Raw genomic sequence first — 11,241 nt, 5'->3', positions numbered from 1 at the left:
TTCCGCTGCAAGCCGGTAAATGGATATGTCTTTGTCGATCGCAATTGCCCAGCACAACTTCTGGGTCGGTGATATTGAAGCCAACGCCCGCAAGGCCGTCGAACTGGCTGAACAGGCGCGTGCGCAGGGGGCGGACATTATCCTTTTCCCCGAACTGGCGTTAACCGGTTATCCCCCCGAGGATCTGCTGCTGCGTCCCAGCCTGGAATTGCGGGTTCAGGAGGCGCTGGCGATTCTGGCGCAGGCGACCGGCATCCTGCTGGTAATCGGTTATCCGCGCCGGATTGACGGCAAGCTGTACAACATGGCCGGCGCCTGGCTGGACGGCCGCTGCCTGACGGAATACGCCAAGCGTCACCTGCCGAACTATCAGGTTTTCGACGAGAAGCGCTACTTTGAAGCCGGCGCCACCGCAGGCGTGTTTGAATATCGCGATGTCCGCATCGGGCTGACGGTCTGCGAAGACATCTGGCATCCCGACCCCATCGCGGATCTCGAACGCGCCAACGTCAGCCTGGTGCTCAACCTCAACGCCTCGCCCTTTCATGTCAACAAGCAGGCTGAACGGATACAGACGGTCGCCGCGCGTTGCCGTGAAACCGGTCTTCCGGTCCTCTACGCCAATCTGGTTGGCGGCCAGGATGAGCTGGTCTTTGATGGCGGCTCATTCGCCATGAATGCGGACGGCGGCCAGGCTGTTGTCCTGCCGCTGTTTGAAGAGGTGCTGCAACTGGTGGATTTTGATCCGGAACATGGCCGTTTCCGGGCGGGGCCTCATGCCGCGGAGCTGTCAGAGGAGGCGGCGGTATACCGCGCGCTGGTGTTGGGTGTTCGCGACTATGTCGGGAAAAGCGGTTTCCGTGGCGTGGTGCTGGGATTGTCAGGCGGCATAGATTCGGCGCTGGTGCTGGCCATTGCGGTGGATGCCCTGGGCGCGGACCGGGTGCAGGCGGTGATGATGCCGTACCACTACACGTCGCAGATGAGTCTGGAGGATGCCGCCCGGGAGGCCGCTATTCTGGGAGTCGGCTATTCAGTACTGGAAATTGCCCCGGCGGTAGAGTCGGTGCAACAGATCCTGGCGCCGGTATTTGTCGGCCTGGGCAAGGACAAGACCGAAGAGAACCTGCAGGCGCGCGCGCGCGGCATCTTGCTGATGGCCATTTCCAACAAGAAGGGGTGGCTGGTGCTGACTACCGGCAACAAGTCGGAGATGGCGGTTGGCTACGCCACGCTTTACGGAGACATGGCCGGCGGCTTCGATGTCCTGAAGGATGTCCCGAAAACCTTGGTATTCCGGCTGGCCGAATACCGCAATCAGCTGGAGGGGGCGGAGGTGATTCCGCAGCGGGTGATTGATCGCCCGCCATCGGCCGAACTGGCTCCTGATCAGAAAGACGAGGACAGCCTGCCGCCCTATCCGGTTCTGGATGCCATCCTGGAGCGGTATATTGAGCATGACTGGAGCGCCGAAGCGATTGTGGGTGACGGGTTTGATCGTGAGACCGTCTACCGGGTGCTGCGGATGGTGGATTTCAACGAATACAAGCGGCGTCAGGCGGCGATCGGTCCGCGCATCACGCGTCGCGGTTTCGGGCGCGACCGCCGCTATCCGTTGGTTAACGGCTGGAAGCCGGGACGCTGATCAGTCGCGGGAAAACCAGCCCAGGGCGCTGCGCTTGGGGCTGTGTTCCTTGGGGACGCGGATCACAACGGTGCCGGAAAGCTGGTCGTGCCAGGCCATGCCGCGGCCCTTCAGCTTGGCCCAGGCATAATTGCCGATAAAGCCCAGCATGAGGCTCAAGGCCGATGCCGCGGTATTGTGGAAGGGCAGGGACGCCAGTCCGCAAAACGCTGGGAGAATAACCGCGGCGGCGCATCGGCCGAAGGCGTCGTCCCAGCCCAGCAGGCTGCCATCAGGCCGCGTGACGCGAATGCGCCAGGTTTGCATTCCCAGTGTTTGCCCGGCTTTGCGCCAGAAGTATCCGTAGAAGCTCCAGGTCGTCAGAAGCATGGCCGGGAACAAGACGAAATGCCGGATGTGGGCGGGAAGCACGGTGGCCTGCTTGGTCGCGGCAACCTCAGATGGCGTCACGAAGCCGACAATCAGTCCGATCACGATGGCGTTTAGCGCCACAATCAGCAGGGCGTCGTATACGACGGCTGCCAGGCGGACCCGCATGCCGGCAAGCTCCGGGCGTGCAGGGGGAGTGGTCGTGACTGGCGTCAGGTCCGGAGATTGGTTTGAACGGGATTTTTTTGCCATGACGGGTTCCATGGTGCCGAAAACAGGAATCGAACCTGCGACCTACTGATTACGAATCAGTTGCTCTACCGACTGAGCTATTTCGGCATGACCGGAATGAGGGTGTGATTTTAGCGGCCGATGTACAAAAAACAAGTGTGTTGATCGGGCTATTTTGCTATATTTCGCGGCCTTGTTGTGTCTGGCTCTGACGAAGCGACTGTCAGGGTAGGCCAAAAGAATGGTCGTGTGTCGTTCCTGCTAGAGCCTCTTGGTGACGCAGGGGGGCGACATCCTGCTAACCACTCTTTTTTGAGGTTAATCATGAAAGCCGATATCCATCCGCGTTACGAAGAAATCACCGCGACCTGCTCCTGCGGTAACGTGATCCAGACCCGTTCGACCCTGGGCAAGAACATTCACCTGGACGTGTGCGGCAAGTGCCACCCGTTCTACACCGGCCAGCAAAAGGTGGTTGACACCGGCGGCCGTATTGACCGCTTCAAGCAGCGCTTCGGCGTTCGCGGCGCAGTCAAGAAGTAAGGCGGTGAGTGGTTGCTCCTCTGCGTTGAGGGCAACCATTCCCCCTGAAAGCAAAAACCCCGCATCTGCGGGGTTTTTGCTTTCAGGGGCTCTAGAAAATATCTTCAGGAGCGGCCTGCGCCGCGTCAGCCGGCGCGGCTCCGTCGGATGCCGGGGTGGTCCCGTCAGCCGATGGCGCGGTGCTGCTATCCGGGAGTCCGCCATTGTTGGCGGGTTGGGGGGCCGGGGCCATGCCTTCGGGAGGTTCAAGCCAGCGCTCTTCTATTCCGGACAGGGCTTGCTTCATGAAGCCGGTCCAGATGGGCAGGGCCGCATAGCCACCGTACTCCAGTCTGCCCAAGGGTGACGGATTGTCAAAGCCGACCCAGGCGATGGCAACCATGTGCGGATTGAAGCCAGCGAACCAGGCATCCTTGGCGTCATTGGTGGTGCCGGTTTTACCGGCAATATCGCTGCGGCCGAGGCTGAGTGCGCCCCGGCCGGTTCCATGCACAATCACGTCACGCAGGATGTTCGCCATTTGATACGCCGACTTCGCGCCCATCACGCGCTTGGCGACCGGAGTGAAGGGCCTGGTCTCGGGCGCCGCCGGGACCGCGGCATCGGCCGGGTTCGTGGTCGTGATGTGTGTCCCTTCACCGGTAATTTCGATCGGCGAGGTGCTCTGCGGGAGAGGGGCAGGCTTCTCGCAATCCCGGCAAATCCGCTCCGGGTTTGCAGTAAAAAGAACTTTGCCGTGCGAGTCTTCGATTCGTTCAATGAAATACGGGTTGATGCGATACCCGCCATTGGCAATGACCGAGTAGGCCGTCGCCATTTGCACCGGCAAAACCTGCGCCGTACCCAAAGCGAGGGTCAGGTTTTTCGGTAGTTGGGTATCGATGAAACCGAACCTGTCCAGATATGATCGCGCGCGATCGACACCGACAGCCTGCAGCAAGCGAACGGAAACCAGGTTGCGCGAAAGATACAGGGCGCGCCGCAAGGTAATGGGACCCATGAATTCGCCATCGGAGTTGCTGGGGGACCAGTTACCGATGGTTAACGGGGCATCATTGATGATGCTGTTGGGGGTATAGCCGCGCTCCAGCGCCAGGGTGTAGATAAAGGGCTTCAGGGTAGAGCCGGCCTGCCGCCAGCCTTGCAGGCTGCGGTTGAATTGACTCCGGCTGTAGTCGAATCCCCCGGCCAGCGCCTTGATGGCGCCGGATTCAGGGTCAACGGCGATCAATTGACCCTGTACAGCGGGAATCTGGGCCAGCGCCCAGCCATTTCCGGATTTACGAACGCGGATAATGTCATCGACATGCACAATCTGGCCGGCATTTGCAGGGTAAGCGCCAACGCTGTTGACGCCCTTGTAGGGTCTGGCCCACGACATGCCCTCCCAGTCAACCCGGACGGAAGTGCTGTCCTTTAATAGGGCAGTGAAGTTGCGCTTGCTGACGGCTGTGACCTTGGCGGGCTGGAGGCCGCCAGCCTCATAAAAGTCACTGAGCGGCTGCCCGTTGGCTTCCGGGCCTCTCCAGCCATGACGATGATCATAGGCGATCAGGCCGTCGATGACAGATTTGACGGCGGCATTCTGCATGTCAGCCTGGACAGTGGTGTAAATACGATACCCGGCGCCCTGGATATTTTCACCAAAGCGGGCAACCAGGGCGGCGCGGACCATTTCCGCAATCCACGGGCCGTAGACCTCGGTCGTCGCCGGGCGGAAATTCAGATTGGTTGGTTGCGCCAGCGCTTCCTGATACTGGGCCTCGGTGATGAATCCCAGATGCAGCATCCGGCCAAGAATCCAGTCACGCCGCTGCAGGGCGCGCTTGGGATTGACCACGGGGTTGTACTTGGAGGGAGCTTTCGGAAGCCCGGCAATCATCGCCATTTCGGCGATAGACAGTTGATTAACATTTTTACCGTAGTAAACTTCAGCGGCAGCGCCTATGCCGTAGGCCCGCTGGCCCAGAAAAATCTTGTTGACATATAAGGCCAGGATCTCCTGCTTGCTCAGCGCCTGCTCGATGTCGCGAGCCAGAAGGATTTCGGTGAACTTACGGCTGAATGTGCGTTTGGATGTCAGGAAGTAGTTTTTGGCTACTTGCATGGTGATGGTTGAACCGCCGGACTGGATTGACCCAGTCTGAAGAATGTCAACAAATGCCCGGCCAAGCCCTTTCAGGCTGATGCCCCCGTGCTTGAAAAAGTTGTCATCCTCGGCCGCCAGGAAGGCGTTAACGAACATGGGCGGAATTTCGGCATACTTCAGCGGACGGCTATGCTTCTCGCCAAATTCGCTGATCAGCTTTCCGTCACTGCTGTAGATCTGGAGCGGTGTTTCCAGTGCAATTTCGCGGAGTTGCGTAACGTTTGGCAGTTGTGGATTGAGATATAAATAGACGCCACTGCCCAATAGTATTAGGCTTAGCAAACCCGCAAACGTGGCTGCCAGAAGGGCAGGCATGTGGCTGGAGGAAGATTCGTGATGATTCATTGCAGATCAGGGAGTCCAGTCAGGCCGAGTGATAGACACAGAGCGATGGCGGATTATAGCCGCAAGAAGCACTTGTGCGGTAATTGCAGTCGTGTTAAGACTATTACTTAACGCTTTTAGGTATGAATGTGGTGTAAGTCCACATTTTCACTACAAAAATAAAAGGGAACCAATGCCGTGCTGCCCTTTCTGACGAAAAAGAACACCAGCCTACTCGGGCTGGACATAAGCTCTACCTCGGTAAAGCTTCTGGAGCTGAGTCTCCAGGGTGATCGTTACCGGGTGGAGAGCTATGGGGTCGAACCATTGCCGCAGAATGCGGTGGTGGAAAAGAACATTGCGGATGTCGAAGGTGTCGGTGAGGCAATCTCGCGCCTTGTGGCCAGAGCCCGGCCGCAGGGGAAGAATGCCGCTGTCGCTGTCGCTGGTTCTGCTGTGATCACCAAGACGATTGAAATGGACGCAGACTTGTCGGATGACGAGCGCGAATCCCAAATCCGTCTGGAGGCCGATCAGTACATTCCCTATCCTCTTGATGAAATCAATCTCGATTTCGAGGTCGTCGGCCCCTCGCCGGTGAACCCCGAGCGAGTCAGCGTTCTGCTGGCGGCATCACGCACGGAAAATATCGAATTGCGGGTTGATGCGTTGATCATTGCCAACCTGGTCGCGAAGGTGGTTGATGTCGAGGCTTACGCCATGGAGCGGGCCTTCGGTTTGATTGTGGATGGATTGCCCTGCGGACGTGAGGGTACGGTCGCCATTATCGATATCGGCGCCACCATGACGACCATGAACGTCATTAATGACGGCAAAATCATCTATACGCGTGAGCAGCTCTTCGGTGGACGGCAGTTGACCGAGGAAATCCAGCGCCGTTACGGCTTGTCATTTGAAGAGGCCGGTCGCCTCAAGAAAGAGGGCGGTCTGCCTGATGACTTCGAGCCCGAGGTGTTGCGCCCATTCAAGGAGGCAGTGGTTCAGCAGGTGACCCGCTCACTGCAGTTCTTCTTTTCGTCCAGTCAATTCAATGATGTGGATCATATCCTGCTTGCTGGCGGCACGGCTTCCATCCCGGGGCTGGCCCAAGTGGTTCAGGAAAAAATCGGAACCCCTGTTTCGGTCGCCAATCCGTTTGTCAATATGTCATTCGCCCCGCAAATCAGCGCTTCCGCCATCAGCAATGATGCGCCATCGCTGATGATTGCTTGCGGGCTGGCCTTGAGGAGCTTCGACTGATGGCCAAGATTAATTTATTGCCGTGGCGGCAGGAGCTTCGCAAGCAGCGCAAGCAGGAATTTCTGGCAATCAATATGGCGGTCGCCTTGATTGCGTTGGGTATTTTGTTGTTTCTTCACATGTTGGTCAGCTCTCAGTTGAGCGCCCAGGATGAAAGGAAAGCGTACATAAAATCTGAAATTGAGTTGCTGGACAAAAACATTGCCGAGATTGAAGAGCTGCAAAAGCGGAAGGATGAATTGCTTTCCCGCATGAAAGTGATTCAGGACCTGCAAGGGCGTAGGCCGGTGATTGTCCGTGTCTTTGATGAGATCGTTCGTGCGACTCCCGATAAGCTCTATCTGACTGCGCTTGAGAGAAAGGGGGATCAATTCCGGATTGAGGGGGTGGCGGAGAGTAATAATCAGGTAGCCACTTTTTTGAGAAATCTGAATGCCTCCGCCTGGTTCAAAAACCCTGTGCTGGATAAGGTGGCATCGACTGAAGACAAGGCTCCTGCTGGCAAGGCGGCGGCAAAGTCCGACAGGCCTAAAAATACATTTTCCCTGACCGTCGATCTTGAGGCCCCAGAGCCGGCCACTGATGGTGACAAGCAGGGAACTCCGGGTGCCGCAAATGCAACAAAGGGGGCTTCCAAATGAAAATCAAAGGGTTGGGAGCGTTGGGTTCTGATAATTCCAAAGCCGACTCCAAAAAGTTTGACTTGCAGGAGTTCGTAAACACACTGAATACCCTGGATCCTGAAAATATCGGTTCCTGGCCGCTCCTGGTTAAGATCCTCATCTATATCCTGGTGTTCATTCTGGTGCTGATCCTGGGGTATGTGTTTCATATTTCCGCAATGCGTGAAAACCTGGCGCATGGCGAGGAAGAGCAGGCGACGCTTTTGCAGGATTTTGAGCAGAAGGTTTTCAAGGCCAATAATCTGGATGTGTACAAGAAGCAGTTGAAGGATATGGAAGACTCCTTTGGGTCTCTGCTGCGTCAGTTGCCGCAGGATACTGAAGTCCCCGGCTTGCTTGAGGACATCACGCATACCGGTCTTGGAAGCGGACTGGACTTCGATGGTATTGAGTTGGGCACCGAGCAATCCAAAGAGTTCTACTCGGAGTTGCCTATCAATATCAAGGTTCATGGCGACTACCATGCCTTTGGCGCGTTTGTCAGCGGCGTTTCTTCATTGCCACGTATCGTGACATTGCATGACTTCGCTATTCGCCCGGTTCCAAGCAAACTGGCTGATACTGGCGCCCCTGTCTTGAGTATGCAGATTCAGGCCAAAACCTATCGTTATAAAGAAGCAACGGATGGATCTGCCGGTAAAAAGCCAAAGAATGCCGCAAAAGACGCGAAGGGAGGAGCCTGACCATGAAGACTTCAAGGCTTTTACTCGTCGTGTTGATGGGTGGCGTGTGCTTGACCGGGATGACGGGTTGTTCCTCCGGATTTGACGAGGTTCGTGCGCGGATGGATGCCATACGCAAGCAGCCTCGTGGCCGCGTAGAGCCGCCGCCGGAGTTTACGCCGATGCCATCCTTCACCTATGCGGCTCATCAGTTGAGGAGCCCCTTTATGCCTCCTGAAACCGCAGAAGAAATTGCGGTCAGGAATGACAAGAAAGTATTGCCTGATTTCTCCAGACCTCAGGAGTATCTGGAGAAATTCAGTCTTGAAGCGCTACGGATGCGAGGTACGCTTCAAAAGCCGGGCGGAGTGCTTTATGCCCTGGTCGAGGATAGTGACGGTGGTGTGCAGCGAGTCAAGGTTGGCAACTACATGGGCAAAAACCATGGCAAGATCGTCGATATTACTCAAAGTCAGATCAGTCTGGTTGAAATCGTTCCGGATGGTCGCGATGGTTGGGTCGAACGTCCTCGCAGTATGGTAATGGCGGATAAGTGAGCCGCACGGCCTGGAGAATGCAAATGATCAATCGGATCACAATGAACAATAACAAGGTTACTGGGAAGGGCTTCAAGATGCGCCGTCTGGTTCTGGGCTTGGGTTTAGTGTCGCTGATGCAGTTGGCCAATGCGGCTGACCGGATGCTCTTGAAACAGGTTGATTTCGTGACTCTTCCCGGAGACGAAATCGAAGTCAAACTCGGGTTTGACCATGCGCCGCCCCAACTTCAGTCGTATCAGATTGAGAAGCCCGCACGGTTGGTCTTCGACCTTCCGAATACAAAGAACGGACTTCCTTCCCGTTATTTGTCCCTCGGGAACGGTAATGCTCGCAGTCTTACGGTCGTGGACAACCAGGAGCGCACCCGCCTTGTCGTCAACTTGGGCGAGGTGACTGGTTATGTTTCCCGGGTGGAGGGAAACACGCTGGTTCTGCGCATCGGCAAGACCGAGACTGGAGCGCAGCCGGGTACGGCGGGTAATCGCGTTGTTGACACGGCTCCAGCCGCAACCACGACCGCTTCCGCGTCTGTTCAGCCTGTATCGTCCTCAGCCGATTCCCGCTCGACGGTTAAGTCCTCTTCCTCGACTCCCCGGATTGATGGGGTTGATTTCCGTCGGGGCGACCAAGGCGACGGCCAGATCATGATTGATCTGTCCCAGTCGACAATCCCGGTTGATGTTCAGCAGCAAGGCAACAAGATTATTGCCAAGTTTATTGGGGCCAAGCTGCCTGAAAGCCTCCGTCGTCGCCTGGATGTAGGGGATTTTGCAACGCCGGTTAAAGTCATCGAGGCCTACAACGAAGGCGCTAACGGCGTCATGGTCATACAGCCGCAAGGCGAGTTCGAGTATCTGGCTTATCAGGCAGATAATCGCATGACAATCAGCGTGAAGCCTGTTCTTAAGGAAGAGCGCCGCAGAAAGGAATTTACATATACGGGCGAAAAGCTGTCCCTGAATTTCCAAGATATTGAAGTTCGGTCCGTCCTTCAATTGATCGCGGATTTTACATCCCTGAACCTTGTCGCCAGCGATACTGTTTCTGGCCGTATCACTTTGCGCTTGCAAAACGTGCCTTGGGATCAAGCTCTGGATTTGATCCTGAAAACCAAGGGCTTGGATAAGAGAACGGTCGGTAATGTGATGCTGGTTGCTCCGGCTGATGAGATAGCCGCCCGTGAGCGTCTGGAGCTGGAAAGTCAGACTCAGACCGAGCAGATCGTTCCGCTGCGAACCGAGTATATTCAGGTCAATTATGCCAAAGCAGCCGATATGCAGGCTTTGATTGCTTCGGGATCAAGCGGCGGCAATGCTCAAGGGTCCAGCAACAGCTCGCTGTTAAGCCCCCGCGGTAGCGTCTCTGTTGACTCGCGTACCAATATGTTGGTTATTCAGGACACGGCCAAGAAAATTGACGAAGTCCGCGAGTTGATTGCCAAGCTCGATGTGCCCATCAAACAAGTGATGATTGAGGCGCGTATTGTGCTGGCTGATAGCAGCTTTGCGAAAGAGTTGGGTGTGCAGTGGGGCGTAGCCCATGACCGGTTCAACGCGAACAGCCGCTATATGGTTGGGGGGTCACGGACCACGCTGTCGGATTTGCGCGATGTCCAGATTGATCAACTGACGGGTACGCGCAAATACACCATTACGCAGCCTCAAGACTTGGCGGTTGACTTGGGGATTGATAAAGCAGGGTCCAGCTCCTTGGCCTTGGGTATCATGGACTCTGACAATATTGTTCTGGATCTTGAGCTGTCGGCGCTGCAATCGGATGGTCATGGTGAGGTCATTGCGACTCCGCGCGTGCTGACAGCAGACAAGCAGAAGGCCCGCGTAGCCACCGGTAAGCAGGTTCCCTATCAGGAGAAGACCTCCAGTGGCGCCACGTCTGTCAAGTTTGTGAATGCCGAGCTTTCCTTGGAAGTAACCCCAAGCATCACACCGGACGGTCGGGTGAACATGGAATTGTTGGTGAACAACGATAGCCTGGGCGAAGTCCTGTCTAACGGAGCGGTCACCATTAATACCAACCGCATCACAACGAACGTATTGGTTGATGATGGCCAGACGGTTGTTCTGGGAGGGATCTTCAAGGAGTCGTCGAACAAGGGTGTGACAAAGACGCCTGTTCTCGGTGATATTCCTTACTTGGGTCGTCTGTTCCGTCAGGATATCAAGCGAAATGACAAGGTCGAGCTGTTGATTTTTGTGACCCCGCGTTTGATGACGGATACGGTGGCCGGTAAGTAAGGTAGGGCTCGGCTTGCGCTCTGAAGGTAGTATCTTTCTGGTGGGTCCCATGGGGGCAGGGAAAACGACAATTGGTCGTTTCCTTGCTGACATGTTGAGTTGGCGTTTTATCGACAGCGACCACGAGATTGAATTAAAGACAGGCGCAAGTATTCCCTGGATCTTTGAAAAAGAAGGGGAAGACGGTTTTCGTCGCAGGGAAGAGGCGATGATTGCCGAGCTGACCCAGCAACGGAATGTTGTTCTGGCAACCGGTGGCGGGGCGGTTATGCGTCGCGCCAACCGCCTTGCCCTCCAATCCCGCGGCACTGTTGTTTATCTTTACACGCCCGTCGCCATGCAAATTGATCGTACGGCGCATGATCGTAATCGTCCGTTATTGCAAACCGCCAATCCCGAGGCACGCCTTCGAGAATTGTTTGATCTGCGGGACCCCTTGTATCGCGAAATTGCGGATCTGATTATTCCAACTACAGACGGATCGGCCCGCGAACTTGCCCAAAAAATTATGCAAACTCTGGGGCTGGCTCCGCTAAAATAGGCCACCGGCAATTTACGCA

Annotated in this window: 10 protein-coding genes and 1 tRNA gene; 8 read left to right on the top strand and 3 right to left on the bottom strand. The window is 56.1% G+C overall.

The genetic code is table 11. From position 1 onward, the window contains the following. Positions 1–19 precede the first annotated feature (19 nt). Positions 20–1,645, top strand: a complete 1,626-nt coding sequence (locus EV700_RS02180) for an NAD+ synthase (protein ID WP_130410716.1) — start codon at positions 20–22, stop codon at positions 1,643–1,645. Here EV700_RS02180 and EV700_RS02175 read toward each other — a convergent pair whose 3' ends face one another. After that, positions 1,646–2,182: an RDD family protein gene (locus tag EV700_RS02175; protein ID WP_165391295.1), complete on the bottom strand. Its 537-nt coding sequence runs from the start codon at positions 2,180–2,182 to the stop codon at positions 1,646–1,648. It abuts the gene before it with no gap. A gap of 95 nt (positions 2,183–2,277) precedes the next feature. Further along, positions 2,278–2,353: transfer RNA gene (locus tag EV700_RS02170), tRNA-Thr, on the bottom strand. Positions 2,354–2,569: 216 nt separating this feature from the next. On the opposite strand from EV700_RS02170, the gene rpmE reads away from it, so the two are divergent. Then, on the top strand, positions 2,570–2,788 hold the full coding sequence (gene rpmE / locus EV700_RS02165; protein ID WP_130410714.1) for a 50S ribosomal protein L31: 219 nt from the start codon (positions 2,570–2,572) through the stop codon (positions 2,786–2,788). Positions 2,789–2,879: 91 nt separating this feature from the next. On the opposite strand, the gene EV700_RS02160 is transcribed toward rpmE, so the two are convergent. Next, entirely contained in the window at positions 2,880–5,282 is a 2,403-nt protein-coding gene (locus EV700_RS02160; protein ID WP_130410713.1) for a penicillin-binding protein 1A, read from the bottom strand. Positions 5,283–5,459: 177 nt separating this feature from the next. On the opposite strand from EV700_RS02160, the gene EV700_RS02155 reads away from it, so the two are divergent. The 6 genes from EV700_RS02155 to aroK are packed head-to-tail and all read left to right on the top strand — an operon-like array spanning position 5,460 to position 11,222. After that, positions 5,460–6,521, top strand: a complete 1,062-nt coding sequence (locus tag EV700_RS02155) for a pilus assembly protein PilM (protein ID WP_130410712.1) — start codon at positions 5,460–5,462, stop codon at positions 6,519–6,521. After that, entirely contained in the window at positions 6,521–7,162 is a 642-nt protein-coding gene (locus EV700_RS02150) for a PilN domain-containing protein (protein ID WP_130410711.1), read from the top strand. Before EV700_RS02155 ends, EV700_RS02150 begins: the two co-directional genes overlap by 1 nt. Beyond that, on the top strand, positions 7,159–7,887 hold the full coding sequence (locus EV700_RS02145; protein WP_130410710.1) for a type IV pilus inner membrane component PilO: 729 nt from the start codon (positions 7,159–7,161) through the stop codon (positions 7,885–7,887). Before EV700_RS02150 ends, EV700_RS02145 begins: the two co-directional genes overlap by 4 nt. A gap of 2 nt (positions 7,888–7,889) precedes the next feature. After that, positions 7,890–8,423, top strand: coding sequence for a pilus assembly protein PilP (locus EV700_RS02140; RefSeq protein WP_242610164.1), 534 nt, complete (start codon positions 7,890–7,892; stop codon positions 8,421–8,423). 23 nt (positions 8,424–8,446) lie between these two features. Next, positions 8,447–10,681: a type IV pilus secretin PilQ gene (locus EV700_RS02135; RefSeq protein WP_242610163.1), complete on the top strand. Its 2,235-nt coding sequence runs from the start codon at positions 8,447–8,449 to the stop codon at positions 10,679–10,681. Further along, positions 10,662–11,222 (top strand): shikimate kinase AroK, encoded by a 561-nt coding sequence (gene aroK, locus EV700_RS02130; protein ID WP_278044895.1) that lies wholly within the window; start codon positions 10,662–10,664, stop codon positions 11,220–11,222. The genes EV700_RS02135 and aroK overlap by 20 nt, the downstream gene beginning before the upstream one ends. The last annotated feature ends 19 nt before the right edge of the window (positions 11,223–11,241 follow it).

Origin of the sequence: Fluviicoccus keumensis (assembly GCF_004217445.1) — a bacterium.
Taxonomy (GTDB): domain Bacteria; phylum Pseudomonadota; class Gammaproteobacteria; order Pseudomonadales; family Moraxellaceae; genus Fluviicoccus; species Fluviicoccus keumensis.
Note: the sequence above shows the minus strand (reverse complement) of the source record. Positions and strands in the feature narration are given on the sequence as shown.